Annotated in this window: 11 protein-coding genes and 1 tRNA gene; 3 read left to right on the top strand and 9 right to left on the bottom strand. The window is 62.7% G+C overall.

The genetic code is table 11. From position 1 onward, the window contains the following. Nucleotides 1-10: 10 nt before the first annotated feature. The 6 genes from BLR80_RS09530 to BLR80_RS09505 all read right to left on the bottom strand — a co-directional run bounded on the left by BLR80_RS09530 (nucleotide 11) and on the right by BLR80_RS09505 (nucleotide 7,938). Complete coding sequence (locus tag BLR80_RS09530) at nucleotides 11-2,449, bottom strand: DNA internalization-related competence protein ComEC/Rec2 (RefSeq protein WP_171906405.1); 2,439 nt, start codon at nucleotides 2,447-2,449, stop codon at nucleotides 11-13. A 49-nt stretch (nucleotides 2,450-2,498) separates the two neighbouring features. Next, nucleotides 2,499-3,596 carry a rod shape-determining protein RodA gene (gene rodA, locus BLR80_RS09525; protein WP_092079225.1) on the bottom strand — a complete coding sequence of 366 codons (1,098 nt, stop codon included), beginning with the start codon at nucleotides 3,594-3,596 and terminating at the stop codon, nucleotides 2,499-2,501. A gap of 8 nt (nucleotides 3,597-3,604) precedes the next feature. Beyond that, nucleotides 3,605-5,473: a penicillin-binding protein 2 gene (gene mrdA, locus BLR80_RS09520; protein ID WP_092079222.1), complete on the bottom strand. Its 1,869-nt coding sequence runs from the start codon at nucleotides 5,471-5,473 to the stop codon at nucleotides 3,605-3,607. Between the two features lie 15 nt (nucleotides 5,474-5,488). After that, entirely contained in the window at nucleotides 5,489-5,989 is a 501-nt protein-coding gene (gene mreD / locus BLR80_RS09515; protein WP_171906404.1) for a rod shape-determining protein MreD, read from the bottom strand. After that, a complete protein-coding gene (gene mreC / locus BLR80_RS09510) occupies nucleotides 5,986-6,804 on the bottom strand; it encodes a rod shape-determining protein MreC (RefSeq protein WP_092079216.1) in 819 nt (272 codons plus the stop codon). The genes mreD and mreC overlap by 4 nt, the downstream gene beginning before the upstream one ends. 90 nt (nucleotides 6,805-6,894) lie before the next feature. Further along, nucleotides 6,895-7,938: a rod shape-determining protein gene (locus BLR80_RS09505; protein ID WP_092079213.1), complete on the bottom strand. Its 1,044-nt coding sequence runs from the start codon at nucleotides 7,936-7,938 to the stop codon at nucleotides 6,895-6,897. Between the two features lie 217 nt (nucleotides 7,939-8,155). On the opposite strand from BLR80_RS09505, the gene BLR80_RS09500 reads away from it, so the two are divergent. The 3 genes from BLR80_RS09500 (at nucleotide 8,156) to BLR80_RS09490 (ending at nucleotide 11,278) form a co-directional block, all read left to right on the top strand. Then, entirely contained in the window at nucleotides 8,156-10,090 is a 1,935-nt protein-coding gene (locus BLR80_RS09500) for a SurA N-terminal domain-containing protein (RefSeq protein WP_092079210.1), read from the top strand. Between the two features lie 5 nt (nucleotides 10,091-10,095). Next, nucleotides 10,096-10,980 carry a phosphoribosylaminoimidazolesuccinocarboxamide synthase gene (locus tag BLR80_RS09495; protein WP_092079208.1) on the top strand — a complete coding sequence of 295 codons (885 nt, stop codon included), beginning with the start codon at nucleotides 10,096-10,098 and terminating at the stop codon, nucleotides 10,978-10,980. 222 nt (nucleotides 10,981-11,202) lie between these two features. Continuing rightward, nucleotides 11,203-11,278: transfer RNA gene (locus tag BLR80_RS09490), tRNA-Ala, on the top strand. Nucleotides 11,279-11,426: 148 nt separating this feature from the next. Here the strand turns inward: BLR80_RS09490 and BLR80_RS09485 are convergent. Genes BLR80_RS09485 through BLR80_RS09475 form a run of 3 tightly spaced genes read right to left on the bottom strand, consistent with a single transcriptional unit; the run spans nucleotide 11,427 to nucleotide 14,373 of the window. After that, nucleotides 11,427-12,221 (bottom strand): ABC transporter ATP-binding protein, encoded by a 795-nt coding sequence (locus BLR80_RS09485; protein WP_092079205.1) that lies wholly within the window; start codon nucleotides 12,219-12,221, stop codon nucleotides 11,427-11,429. Then, nucleotides 12,212-13,243 carry a FecCD family ABC transporter permease gene (locus BLR80_RS09480; RefSeq protein ID WP_092079202.1) on the bottom strand — a complete coding sequence of 344 codons (1,032 nt, stop codon included), beginning with the start codon at nucleotides 13,241-13,243 and terminating at the stop codon, nucleotides 12,212-12,214. The genes BLR80_RS09485 and BLR80_RS09480 overlap by 10 nt, the downstream gene beginning before the upstream one ends. Next, a complete protein-coding gene (locus tag BLR80_RS09475) occupies nucleotides 13,240-14,373 on the bottom strand; it encodes an ABC transporter substrate-binding protein (RefSeq protein ID WP_171906403.1) in 1,134 nt (377 codons plus the stop codon). Before BLR80_RS09475 ends, BLR80_RS09480 begins: the two co-directional genes overlap by 4 nt. Nucleotides 14,374-14,379 lie beyond the last annotated feature (6 nt).

Here is a 14,379-nt window from a genome sequence, read left to right as displayed (position 1 = left end):
GCGAGGCCTTTTAATACAGCAATTGCCGGGCCAAGGGAAGCCCTGGGCGGAAAAAAGCCTGTACGGGGAACGGATGGCGCAAGGGCGGCCAGTCGCAGCGGATATGCCAGCCCTGGCCAGTGCTGGTCGCCACGATGGTGCCATCGCGGTCGGTACGCCACAAATGGACACCGGCCCGGTCAAGGCGCTGTAGCACCTGGGCATGGGGAAAGCCGAAGCGGTTATGATGACCGACGCTGACGGTTGCCTGCCTGCAGTCTGCCGGCCAGGTCAGATCGGCCGGCCAGGAACGCCGGCTGCCGTGATGGGGCAAATTGAGCAGGGTCAGCGGGCCGGGCAGGGGACCGCCCAGCAGCTGGCGCATGCCGGCCGCTTCGAGATCACCGGTCAGCAACAGGCCGTCGTTGCCCAACCGGGCGTATAGGGCCAGGGAACGGTCATTGAGGTTGCGGCCCTGTTGTGCTGGCGTGAATAGCCAGATTCCTTCAGCAAAGGGCTGCCAGCCTGGCGAGGTCTGGTGACAGGCAATGCCTTGTCGCTCGATGGCGGCGCGCAGCTGGTTATCCAGGTCGTCGCAGGCCAACGGACTGTAGAAGGCTCGCACCGGGAAAGCCGCCAGGATATGGCGCAGACCATCCCGATGGTCGGGGTGGTCATGGGTCAGCAGCACCGCATCGAGCTGTCGCACCCCCAGTCGTGCCAGGGCTGGCGCCAGCAGCCGTCGGCCGACATCGAAATCGCTGTGCGGCAAGCCACCGCCGTCGATCAGGTAGTTGCGACCCTGCGGCGTGCGAAGCAACTGGGCCTCGCCCTGACCAACACTGAGTTGCACCAGTTGCAGCCCGACCGGGGCGGCGGGACGCTGCTGGGCAACTCCGGTCAGCAAGAGCAGCAAGGCCAGCAGCACGGGTGTCTGGCGCCAGCGCCCGGCCAGAAGCAGCAGCAGGGTCAGACACAGGGCCATGGTGACGGCCAGTTGCACGGGGTTGAGGTAGAAAAAGCCACCCGCCAGCGGTCCCTGTGCCAGCCTGTCGCACAGGCCCAGAAGGGTTTCGAGCAGTGTGCCACTGCCCTGCAGCAGCGTCTGTGCCGCCCTTGGCCATACGGAGAGTAACGGCAGTGCCAGCAGGCATAACGGCAGGACCACAAAGCTGATCAGTGGCAGTGCCAGCAGGTTGGTCAGCAGGCCGGCAGCCCCCGCCCAGTGGAAATGTGCCAGGGTCAGGGGCAGGGTTGCCAGGCTGGCGGTCAGATTGGTCAGTAGCAGCAACGCCGGCCAACGCAGCACCTGGCCGGCCAGCCGGCGGTGCCATGCCGGCAGTACCAGCAACAGGGCGGCTACGGCGGCGAAGGACAGCTGAAAGGAGGCGCTGAACAGGGCCAGAGGGTTGGCCAGCAACAACAGCACGGCCGCCAGATTCAGAAGCAGGATGGGAGCGCAGGTGCGTTGCCACCACAGCAGGGCCAGCCCCAGACACAGCATGAGGGCGGCGCGCCAGCCGGGCAGGGAGGCGCCGCTGAGGGCCAGATAGAGCAGGACGATGGGCAGACTCAGCAGTGGCACCAGGCGTTGGGCGGGCTGCCACAGCAGCAGGCGGGTGCTGCGGCGATAGAGACGTTGCACCAGCAGCATGACGGCGCCGGCCACCAGCCCCAGATGCAATCCCGAGATGGCGAACAGGTGTGACAGGCCGGTCCGGGCCAAACGATCGCGCTGGGCCTGGCTGAGCAGGCAGGCCTCACCCAGGGTCAGACTGAGTACCAGGGCGCCCTGGTCGGGCGGCAGACGTGTGAGCAGCTGGTCGATCTGTCGAGCGCGCCAGCGCGCCACGGCAAAAGGCCAGGTGGCTTGGGCAGGCTGGGCCAGGCGGACAATGGTGCCTGAATCGGGAATGATACCGGTTAGCTCAATGTTTTGCTGTGCCAGGTGGCGTGGCCCGTCGAAGGCGCCGGGGGTGCCAAAACGGCGCGGCAGGCGCAGGCGGGCCAGCGTAGCGATGCGATCACCTGGCAAGAGCGAACAGGGGCCGGCCAGTACCCGTAATTGCAGGCGGACCGGGCGGCTCGGTTGAGAAGCCGGCGAGGTCGGGTCGGTGGACAGGCCGTCGAGATGGGATGCTGCCAACACCAGGCGCCAACCTTCGGGTAAGCGCTCAAGATGCAGAACCTGTCCCTGCAGCCGTACCTGCTCGCCGTCGAGAGCCTGCAGGGCCGCAGGCGCGGGCTGCAGCGCCAGGCTGGTCAGCAGATAGCCGGCAACCAGGCTCAGCAGCGCCAATGCGATGTGCCGGTTTCTGCCGAGCAGTATCAGCGGCAGGGCCAGGGCCAGGGGATGAAGGAGTCCGGCGGGTGCTGTTAGCCGGTCGGCCAGCAGAATGCCGCTGCTTAGACACAACAGCAGCAGAACAGGGTACAGCGCCGTTGAGTGGCTGCGGCGGCAAGGCGGCATGGCCCCTCCTGCGGGCCGGTTTCCGGGACGTGCCGTCCCGGCCGGGGTGTCAGAACATAAAGCGGCGCATGGCCACATTGTTGAGCAGGCCGACACCGATCATGGTGGTGACCATGCAGGTGCCACCGTAAGAGAACAGGGGCAGTGGTACGCCAACCACGGGTAACAGGCCGATGACCATGGCCAGGTTGACACTGATGTGCCAGAACAGCATGGCGGTGATGCCGATGGCCAGATACATTCCAAAGGGACTGCCGGCCTTGCGAGCAATCAGGATGCCGCGCACAACAATCAGCAGATACAGTCCCAACAGCACCAGGCAGCCGATCAGGCCCCATTCCTCGGCAAAGACTGAAAAGGCGAAATCGGTATGGCGTTCGGGCAGAAACGACAGCTGTGACTGGGTGCCCTGCATGAAGCCCTTGCCCCAGAAACCACCGCTGCCGACAGCGATCTTCGACTGGATAATGTGATAGCCGGCGCCGAGCGGGTCGCGGTCGGGGTTGAGAAAGGTAAGGATGCGCTGTTTCTGATAGTCGTGCAAGAGAAACCAGCCGCCGCCGGCCGCTGCGACGGCCAGTCCGGCCAGCCCTGCCAGGGTGGCGCGGCGCACCCCGGCAAATAGGATCATGGTGCTGCCGATGAACAGCAGCAGCAGGGCCGTGCCCAGATCCGGCTGCTTCATGATCAGCAGCAGAGGCAGTGCCAGCAGGGCGCCGGGCAGCAGTAGGTCACGCAGGCTGTGACCGAACGGGTTTTCTTGGCGACTGAAATAGCGCGCCAGCATCATTACCATGACTGGTTTCATGATTTCGCTGGGTTGAAGGTGAAATGGCCCCAGATCGATCCAGCGTGTCGCGCCCATGCTGGTTTTGCCGAACAGCAGCACAAAAGCCAGCAAGCCGACCACCGCGAGATAGGCAAAGGGTGCCGCATGGTAAAGATGGCGGTAATCCACCAGGCTGACCAGTAAAGCCAGCCCGAACCCCAGCCCCAGCCAGTAGGCCTGCCGGATGTAGACAGCGGTACCGGCCAGGTTCCAGTTGGAGGTTGAGCTGTACAGATTGAGAATGCCCAGGGCGGCGGTAACGAGCAGCAGCAGAAGCAGCGGACTGTCAATGTGGGTGAGCAGGCGACGATCGAACATGGGCGGTGTCACTCCTCCTGACCTGCAGTGCTGTCCGGCTGCGGGTCGGCAATGCCAAAGTATTCAGCCAGAATTTCACGGGCAATGGGTGCCGCGGCGCTGCTGCCGTGCTGGCCGTGTTCCACGATGACGGCCACGGCAATTTCCGCGTCTTCGGCGGGTGCATAGGCGACAAACAGGGCATGATCCCGCAGGCGGTAAGCAATTTCGTCGTCTGCCAGCTTTTTATGCCCCGGCAGATCGTCCTTCAGTCGGACCACCTGGGCAGTGCCGGTTTTGCCGGCAACGGCGATGCCGGGCAGGCGACAGGCCTTGCCGGTGCCTCGGGGGTCTCCCACCACGGCTTCAAGGGCTTGCCGCACCGCCTGCAGGTGCTGTCCGGTGAAGCGGACCTGATGGCGGACGCGTGGCTGCTCCTGCAAAAGAATCCGGCCCTGATGGTCTCTGACCTGCCGCAGTAGCTGTGGCTGATAGAAGGTGCCACCATTGGCAACCGTGGCGGTCATGACGGCCAGTTGCAGCGGGGTGGCCAAAACATAGCCCTGGCCGATTCCGGCGATGGCGGTTTCGCCCGGATACCAGCTGCTGCCAAAGCGGCCACGTTTCCAGTCCCGGTCGGGAATCAGACCGCTGCGCTCGTTGTCCAGCGGCAAGCCATAGCTCTGGTCCAAGCCAAGATGGCGGGCCATCTTGGCAATGCGGTCGATACCCAGACGCAGGGAGATGTCGTAGAACCAGACATCGCAGCTTTCGCGCAGGGCTTTCATCAGATTGGTCGGGCCGTGGCCGGTGCGCTTCCAGCAGCGGAAATCGCGTTCGCCGATGCGCAGGCGACCATCGCACTGGATCAGCTCGTCAGGTCGGGTCACCCCCTCGTGCAGGGCTGCCAGGGCGGTAACAATCTTGAAGGTCGAGCCGGGTGGGTACTGACCGCTGATGGCACGGTTCTGCAACGGATGATCCGGGTCGTCAAGCAGTTGCTGCCAGGCTTTTTGTCCGATACCACGGGCGAACAGCGCCGGATCGTAGGCCGGCCGGCTGACCATGGCGAGGATCTCGCCGGTGCGGACATCCAGCGCCACGGCTGCTCCGGCTTGATCGCCAAAGGCTTGCTCGGCGCGACGCTGCAGGTTCAGATCAAGGGTCAGGATGACCTGGTTGCCGGGCTGGGCTGGCCGCTGGGTGCGCTGGCGCAGTTCACGGCCTTGCACGTCGACCTCGATCAGGCGTTCACCCTCCTGGCCGCGCAGATAGCCTTCCAGATGACGTTCCAGGCCGCTTTTGCCGATCTGGTCGCCGCCGCGGTACCCCTGGTCGGTGAGAGTCCGCAGTTCCTTTTCACTGATAGCGCCGATGTGACCGAACAGCTGGGCGGCCAGCTCGCCATGGGGATATTCGCGGGTGGGCTGGACCTCAATGATGAGCCCTGGCAGCTGCAGGGCGTTTTCCGCCAGTTCCTCTACTAGGGTGCGATCGATGTCCTCGGCCAGAGGAATGGGGCGATAGCGGGGATAGAAACGCCGGCTCTGCCAGGTTTGTTGCAATTGCTCGACCGGCAGATCGAGACGTTGTGCCAGGCTGGTCAGCAGGGCGTCGAGATCCTCTACCTCTTGGCGCAGGACCGAAACATTGAAGGCGGGGCGACTGTCCACCAGGATGGCGCCGTTACGATCGTAGAGGGTGCCGCGTGGCGCGGCGATCGGGATGGAGCGGGTGCGATTCTTGCGGGCCAGCAGGTCGTAGCGATCGCCACTGATGATCTGCAGGTACCACAGTCGCAGGGCCAGCAGTACAAACAGCAGTGCCGCGGCGAACAGGAGAAGTTCAAAGCGGCGTTTGCGACAGGCGTCATCCGGCGCCGGAGCGTTGAGAGGCACGACGGGGGGTCCTGTCTACCGGGTGGTGCGGCTGATGGGGTGCAACAGCCGGGAAAATGGTCGACGTAACAGCAGCGCCGCCAGCAGGTTGAGCAACAGTTGTAGAGGCAGCTCGCGCAACAGCAGCCACCAGGCCTGATCGGCTTCGGCAAACAACAGCAGGACGCAGATGCCCAGCAGGCTGTAGAACAATGTGCCGATCAGGGCAACCATCGGCAGCAGGAGGGGGTTTTCCGGGTTGAGTTGGCCGGTCGACAGGCGCACCATGGCGAACAGCAGCACAAAAATCAGGCCGTGAAATCCCAGGGTTGTTCCGCTGAAGACATCAAGCAGACAGCCACTGCCCCAGGCACAACTGGTGCCCGGCAGTAATGGGGCATGGAGGGCAGCGTACAGAACCAGCAGCAGCAGCAGGTTGGGGGCGCTGCCTGGCAGGGCAAGCAGGCGGGGCCACAGAGCGATCTGGCACCATAGCAGTATCAGCGCGGTCAGGATGCAGCACAGCAAGGTTTTCAAGGGGCCTCCGGCAGCAGGACCAGAACCTCTTCCAGACGACTGAAATCGACGGCCGGCCGCACTTCGACTGTCTGGAATAAGCCGTAGTTTTCCTGCTGAACCCGGCTGACGCTGCCGATGGGCAAGCCTTTGGGAAAAATTCCGCCGGTGCCTGCCGTAACGACCTGATCCCCGATTTTGATGGGGTGGAGCCGGTCGGCGTAATCGAAGCTCAGATAGCTGCCCTGCCCCCGCACCACGCCGCGGGTGCGGCTGTCTTGCACCAGCGCGGCCGCAGCGGACGAGGCATCGGTGAGCAGCAGTACGCGGGCACTGTGATTAGTGCATTTGATGATGCGGCCGACGACGCCGGCGGGGGCGATGACGGCGGCGCCCTCATGCAGTCCGTCTGTTAGGCCGCGATCAATGGTGAGAGTGCGAAACCAGCTGACGGCATCGGCGGCGATGACGCGAGCCGCCAGGCCGGGTTGATTGAAACCCTGGCGCAGGTTCAGCAGGGCCAGTAGGCGGATGTTTTCCTGGGCCATTTCTTCGCGCAGGGCCAATTGCCGCCGGGCTTCGCCTAGTTGCTGTTGCAGGTGCTGATTGTGCTTTTGTACCGCAACCAGATGCAGGTAGTCGCTCCACAACTGATGCAGGCGATAGCGTAATTGATCGGTGCCTTCAAGCAGGGGAGCGGTCAGCGAGAGGACGAGGGATTCGAACAGGCTGGTGTGTTGTTTCTGCCGCAGGGCGTTGGAATACAGGAGCAGGGCACCGAGAATCAGAGCCAGAAAGAAAAGGGACAGCCTGTGTCGGTGGAAAAAATCACGCATGACCGGCCTTGCCGCGGCCTTGCGGGGCCGCCGGCGGCAGAAGAGGGAGAGACTTCAGGCGCACGGTCCAGGGGAACGCAGGGCTCGCGTCTAGCTGGAGACGGCTACCCGCCGCAGCAGATCAAGCTCGTCAAGTACCTTGCCCGATCCCAGCACGACGCAGGACAGCGGATCCTCGGCAATAACCACAGGCAGGCCTGTTTCCCGCCGCAACAGGGCGTCCAGGTTGCGCAGCAGGGCACCACCGCCGGCCAGCACAATGCCGCGGTCAACGATATCGGCGGCCAGTTCCGGGGGGGTCCGTTCCAGCGCCACGCGCACCGCTTCGACGATGGCGTTGACCGTTTCCGACAGGGCCTCGCGGATCTCCTCCGAGCCGATTTCCAGGGTGCGGGGGATACCGGTGACCATGTCGCGGCCCTTAACCTGCATGCGCTGTTCATCGTCGCCAGTATAGGCGCTGCCGATCTCGATCTTGATCTGCTCGGCGGTCCGTTCGCCGATCAGCATATTGTATTTGCGTTTAAGGTGCTGGGTGATGGCCTCATCAAGTTTGTCGCCACCCACTCGCACGCTCTGGGCATAGACGATGCCGGCCAGTGAGATGATGGCCACCTCGGTGGTGCCACCACCGATATCAACGATCATGTTGCCATGGGCTTCGGTGATGGGCAGTCCGGCGCCAATGGCGGCCGCCATCGGTTCTTCAATCAGGTAGACCTCGCGGGCGCCGGCCGACTCGGCGGATTCCTTGACCGCGCGTTTTTCCACCTGGGTGATGCCGGACGGTACGCAGATCACAATGCGGGGTCGCACCATGGCCTTGCGGTGATGTACCTTGTGAATGAAATGGCGCAGCATCTCCTCGGTGATGTCGAAGTCGGCGATTACGCCATCCTTCATCGGCCGGATGGCGACAATGCTGCCGGGGGTGCGGCCGAGCATCTTCTTGGCTTCGACCCCGACGGCCAGAACCTTGCGCACGCCCATGGGCTCCTTCTGAACCGCCACCACCGAGGGTTCGCTGACGACTATACCCTTGCCTTTAAGGTAGACCAGGGTGTTGGCCGTGCCCAGATCGATGGCCAGATCGTTGGAAAACAGGCCCCACAGGGCATTGAACAGGTTCAGCATGGTCGGAAACTTTCTGCGAGGTGGCTTCGGACAGCGCCGGGGGAATGGGAATGACGGTCTGACTTCCCGGCCGGTGGAGCCGCAGAATCTAACAGAACAACCGCTCTGGTTTCAAGCCGTTTTACGAAAGATGCTGTTGCATTCGGTCGGGAGAATGATCTAAGATGCGACGCTGTTTTTACCCCAAAACCGTTGTGACAACAAGGAGAAAGTGTCCATGCTCGACCTGATTCGCAGAAAGCAGAAAACGACCATTGTCAAGGTCGTGTTCTGGACGATTATCGCCGCATTTATCGGCACCATTTTTCTGGTCTGGGGCAAGGGCACCGATCCGCAGGGCCGGCAGACGGCAGCGGCCGAGGTCAATGGCGAACCCATCAGCTTTGATGATTTTCGCTCGGCCCACAGCAATCTTTACAATCTCTACCGCTCGCTTTATGGCCAGGCTTTCACGCCGGAACTGGAGCGACAGCTGGGGTTGACCCGTCAGGCCATCAATATGCTGATTGATCAGGCACTGTTGCGCCAGCACGCCGGTACGCTGGGGGTGCGGGTCAGTCGTGATGAACTTGTTGCCAGCATCGCCGAGATTGAGGCCTTCCAGCAGGAGGGTCAGTTCAGCAAACAGCGTTATCTGGAGGTGTTGGCCTATCAGCGCATGACCCCCGAACAGTTTGAAGCCTTGCAGGAGAATCAGTTGCTGGCGGACAGGGTGCGCTGGCAGTTGCGTTCGGCCATAACGGTCAGTGATGCCGACGTGGCCGAGGCTTACCGTGTCGAGCAGGAGAAGATCAACCTGCAGTTTGTCCGTTTTGCTCCTGAGGCGTTCCTGGCCCAGGCCGATGTGGCCGATGCCGAGGTGGCGCGGGCCTATGCCGAGCGTGGTGAGCAGTTCCGCCAGCCACCGCGTGCGCGCCTGGACTATGTCCAACTCGACAGTGGCACGTTGCAGGGCGAGGTGGCCATTGACGAAACGGCGCTGGAACGTTATTACCGCCGTCAGATCGGTCGTTATTCGGTGCCAGAACAGGTGCGTGTTGCCCATATTCTGCTGGCTGTGCCCGAGGATGCCAGCGATGCGGAACGAGAGGAAAAACGTGCGTTAGCCGAAAGCCTGCGGCAGCGGGCGGCAGCCGAGCCCTTCGCCGAACTGGCGCAGCGCCATTCGGACGACAAGGCGACTGCAGGCAAGGGTGGCGATCTGGGCCTGTTTCCTCGCGGTGTCATGGTTGCCGCTTTCGAGGAGGCTGCCTTTGCTCTGGCGCCGGGAGAAATCAGTGCACCGGTCGAGACGCCTTACGGTTACCATGTGTTGCAGGGCATTGAACATGTCGAGGCGGGCGTCAAAAGTCTGGAAAGTGTGCGTCCCGAGGTGGAAGAGGGCCTGCGTGCCGAACTGGCGCAGCAACTGGCCTACGAAAAGGCGCTGGATGCCTACAATATGAATCGCAAGGGCGCCGGCATGGTGGGTGCGGCCCAGCAACTGGGACTGGCGCCATTGACGACGGAACTGTTCAGCCAGCAGCAGCCGCTGGCGGTGTTTGGCGATCAGCCCGAACTGCAGCGGTTGGCTTTTGAAGCGGAGGTTGGCAGTCTGTTGCCGCCTCAGCGGGTGGGCGGCGCGGTTTATCTGTGTCAGGTGGCCGAACGGCTGCCCAGCGAAATCCCGCCACTGGAGCAGGTACAGGAGGCCCTGCGGCAGACCCTGCGGCGCGAGCGAGCGACGGAACTGGCTCGTCAGGCCGGCGAGAAGGCCTTGCAGGCGGCGCGCGAAGGTGCAGACCTGCAGCAGGTTTTGCCAGCTGGCGCCAAACTGGAAGAAACCGGCTTGTTCAGTCGCAGTCTGGGTGATTTTATCCCCAAAATTGGCCAACAGGCTCAGCTGGCGGAAGCGGCTTTTCGCCTGACGCCGGAACAGCCTCTGGCTGCTGAACTTTATGCCCAGGCCGACCAGTATTATCTGGTGCGTCTGAAGCAGCTCGAAGCGGCCGATCCGACCCGGCTCAGCGCCGAAGAGGCCGAACGGTTGCGAGCTCAGGTACTGACCCGGCGGCAAGAGGAGGCTGTCAGCCAGACGCTGGAGCAGCTGCGCCAGTCCGCCACCATTGTGATCGCTGATGCGATCGTTCGTGCTATCCAACAGGGGGAATAGGAACCATGACTGCGACGATTATGCAAACCGACTGTCCGGGGCTCAAACTGGTCAACCGCGGCAAGGTGCGCGACATCTACGATGTGGGAGAGTATCTGCTGATTGTAACCAGCGATCGCATCTCGGCTTTCGATGTCATCATGAACGAAGGCATTCCGGGCAAGGGACAGGTGCTGACTGAAATCTCGGTTTTCTGGTTCAGCATGATGCAGGACATCATTCCCAATCATATCGTGAGCACCAATGTCGAGGAATTTCCGTCGGCCGCTTTGGCATATCGCGATCAGCTCGAAGGCCGCAGCATGCTGGTGAAAAAGGCCCGTCCCCTGCCGGTGGAATGTATTGTGCGTGGTTATATCTCCGGTTCCGGTTGGAAGGAATATCAGGCCAAGGGCAGCATCTGCGGTATCCCGCTGCCGTCTGGGCTGAAGGAAAGCGATCGTCTGCCCGAGGTGATTTTTACCCCTTCGACCAAGGCGGAGCTGGGCGAGCATGATGAGAATATTCCGTTCAGCAAGGTGGAGGAATTGTGCGGTGCCGCCCTGGCGGCCCAGGTGCGCGACACCACCATCGCCATTTATGAGCGGGCCCGCAGCTATGCTGCGACCAAAGGGATTATCATCGCTGATACCAAATTCGAATTCGGTCTCTACAACGATCAGCTGCTCTGGATTGATGAAGCCCTTACGCCGGATTCGTCGCGCTTCTGGCCGGCTGATCAATATCAGCCGGGCGGACCTCAGCCCAGTTTCGATAAGCAGTTTTTGCGGGATTATCTTGAAACCCTCGATTGGGGCAAAAAAGCCCCGGCACCTGATCTGCCGGCCGAAATCGTCCGCAAAACCGGCGAAAAATATCGGGAGGCCCTGGTCCGTTTGACCGGCAAGTAAAATTCTCCAGACGCAACAAGGGGAATGCAAGCCTGGGCCGTTGCAATGCGTCGGCCCGGGCTTTTTGCGTTGGGTTGCTGTTGCGCTGCGCTGCGGTACGGCAAGGTGGTGGTCGAGATCGCAAGACACCGCCAGGCAGAAAAAGAGACGACCGGTGATTTTTTCGATAAAAGTCGTTGACAGTACCTGCGTCTCTTGGTATAAACGCCCTCGTTCAGCAACGGGGCTATAGCTCAGCTGGGAGAGCGCTTGAATGGCATTCAAGAGGCCGGCGGTTCGATCCCGCCTAGCTCCACCAAAGAAAATCAAGGACTTATCGGTTTAGCCGGTAAGTCCTTTTTTCATTGTGGGGTGGTGGCGAGCCTGTTGGCCGGGCCTGGTGCCAATAGCCGCCCTGCAGCGCCCAATCCTTCTTCCGGGGCGTTGTTGAGTTTTTGTTGTTCAGTTCATTTCAGGCTGCCATTAAGGGCTGGCCAAAACCAATGTTGATGGTTCCGCGTTTCCACCATCTGATAAGGCATGCCGAACAGTGTTGACAGGTCGGCCGTGGTGAGTAGCTGGGTTGGATCGTGCCGTAGCAGGCCGCCCTGATGCAGCAGCATCACCCGGTCGGCCCACTGCAGGGCAAGGTTGATATCGTGCATGCTGAAAATGACCATGGTGCCCTGTTCACGGCTGACAGTACGCAGCTTGTCCATCAGCTGCACCTGATGTTTGGGATCAAGGTTGTTGGTCGGTTCGTCGAGCAGCAGGATGACCGGTTGCTGGGCCAGGGCGCGGGCGATGACGGTCATCTGCAACTGGCCGCCGCTTAATTGATTCAGATGCGTGCCTGCCAGGTCGGTGAGGTCCATCTGGTTCAGACAGGCTTCCACCTGATTCAGATCCGCCACGGAGGCTCTGGCTGACCAGCCATGCTGGTGGGGCAGGCGGCCGAGCAGCACGTAGTCGAATACCGTCAGGGTGGCTGGCTGGGTGTTCTGGGCCACATAGGCGCAGTATTGGGCGATGCGCCGTGGGCTGAGCTGACTCAGGGATTGCTCCAGCGGCGCACCGAGGACGATGGCGCCACTGTTTGGCGTCAGAATCCCGGCCATCAGCTTGAGCAGGGTGGATTTTCCCGAGCCGTTGACGCCGAGCAGGGCGGTGAGTTGGCCGTCGGCCAGCGTGGTGTCGAGGCCATTGAGCACTGGACGGCCGCCGCGATAGGCGAAACGCAGTTGGCGCAGGGTCAGGTCCATGGCTGCTCCCGGCTGAACAGCAACACCAGGAACAGCGGCGCGCCGAGAAAGGCGGTGACCACCCCGGCGGGAAAGGTCAGCGGCGCCAGCAGGGTGCGGCCGGTGAGGTCGGCGAGCAGCAACAGAATGGCACCACTCAGGGCACACAACGGCAGCCGTGCCACCACGTTGTCGCCGACCAGCAGTCGCACCAGATGGGGGGCGACCAGGCCGATAAAGCTGATGACGCCGAGCAGAGTGACGGTGGTGGCGGTCATCAGCGTCACCAGGGTCACTCCGGCCAGACGCAAGCGGGTGACGTGCAGGCCGAGGCTGGTGGCGGTGTCGTGGCCGCACAGCAGGGCGTTGAAGGTGCGCCGTTGGCTCCACAGCGCGGCCAAACCAACCAACGTGACCAGGGCCAGCAGACGCAGATCGCGCCAGTCGGCACGACCGACATCGCCGAAACTCCAGTGGACAATGGCGGCCAGCTGGGTGTCGTCGGCCAGATATTGCAACAGGGTGGTGGCGGCAACGAACAGGGCGCTGAGCGCCACCCCGGCGAGGATGATGGTTTCACGGCCGCAGTTGCGCCACAGGCTTAGGGCGAGGATCAGCAGGGTGGTGGCCATGGCGCCGGCAAACGCCAGGCCGGTGACCAGCCACGGCGACACGGTCAGCGACGGACCGGATGACAGCAGCCAGATGCCGCATGCCGCACCGAACGATGCGCCTTGAGAGATACCGAGAGTGGAGGGCGAGGCCAGCGGATTGTTGAGCAGTACCTGAAGGATCAGCCCGGCCGTGGCCAGGGCCGCACCGCCGAGGATGGCGCTGCAGGCGCGCGGCAGGCGGATATGCAGCAGGACGCGCTGCGCTGCGTTCAGTGTCTGGCCGTCGCCGCACCACAGCTGACGCCAGTCCACCTCCATCGCGCCGCTGGTCAGGGCGAGCAGGGTGATCAGGCCCAGTATCAGCAGGGTCACCAGTCCGCCCACGGTCAGACGATGCTGGCGTCGGTGGTAGGCGTTGCTCAGGCTCATAACGACGGGCCGCCCTCTGTGTTGCCCACTGCGCTGGCGTTCAGCGGCGCGAACGGGCCGAACAGTGTCGCCATCTCCCGGTAGAGCGGTGCGCCGACAAAGAAGCGGTAAAAGCGGTCGGCCGTGGACGCGATGTCGACATCGGCAAAGGCTCCGGGATAGAGGATCGTGGCCATGTACCAGGTTTCGGCCAGCACCGTGTCGGGACTGGCGGCATAGTAATGGGGGATGATGCGATACAGGCGCTGGTTGCGTACCGCGCTGAGGGCGGCAAAGGCCGGATGGCTCAGATCGTCGCGCACCAGGGACTCACCGCTGGCACAGATGAAGATGATCTCGGGATCGGCCTTGAGTAAGCTTTCCGCAGCCAGGGAAAAGCGTCCCTTGACCAGGTTGGCTGGCGGCGTGATGGCGTCGGTGATGTTGTTGGCCTTCAGCAGCACAAACGGCGGATAGTCGCGGCTGGTGCCGAGCAGGCCGTGGGCGACGCGGAAATTGAGGCCGCCGATATAGCATGTCGTGGATGAGGTGTGCCCTTTGATGCGCTGGTGCAGATCATTCAGGCTGGCGTTGATGAACGCCTTGATCTGTTCGGCGCGTTCCCGGCGATCACAGATCGTTGCAATCAGATCCAGCGATTGTTCAAACCGATGGTGTTGCTTGGTCAGGTCGCCGTTGTGCACCATCAGTACCGGGATGCCGGTCTGCTGCTGCAGCCGGTCGGCGGCCTGCGGCGTGCCCCAGCCCATGAAGATGACATCGGGCTGCAGCGCCACCAGCGCCTCGGCGTCGATCTGGCGCTGCGAGCCGATACCGGGCAACGCACTGAATTCGGGATGGGCCAGCCGGTAGGAGCGGCCGGTGCCGCCCAGCCACTGACGCGGATCTTTCTCCTCCTGCTCCACACCCACCACCTGGGGTGCCAGGTTCATATAGCACAGCAGGCTCAGGGCCGAATGGATGCCCACCAGCCGCCGGGCCGGAACGGTTACCTCGACCTGACGTCCGGCCAGATCCGTCACCGTGCGCGGGCCAGCGGAATCGCTGGCGGCCGCGCAGGTCAGGGGTGCGGTGATGAGCACGAGTAGCCATCCGATCAGCAAACGGAGCGAGTGCCTCAGCATGTTCATCCGCTT

This window comes from Desulfuromonas thiophila (assembly GCF_900101955.1).
In the GTDB taxonomy this organism is placed as follows: Bacteria; Desulfobacterota; Desulfuromonadia; order Desulfuromonadales; family Desulfuromonadaceae; genus Pseudodesulfuromonas; species Pseudodesulfuromonas thiophila.
The sequence above is the reverse complement of the archived record's forward strand: the minus strand, read 5'-3'. Positions and strand labels throughout refer to the sequence as shown.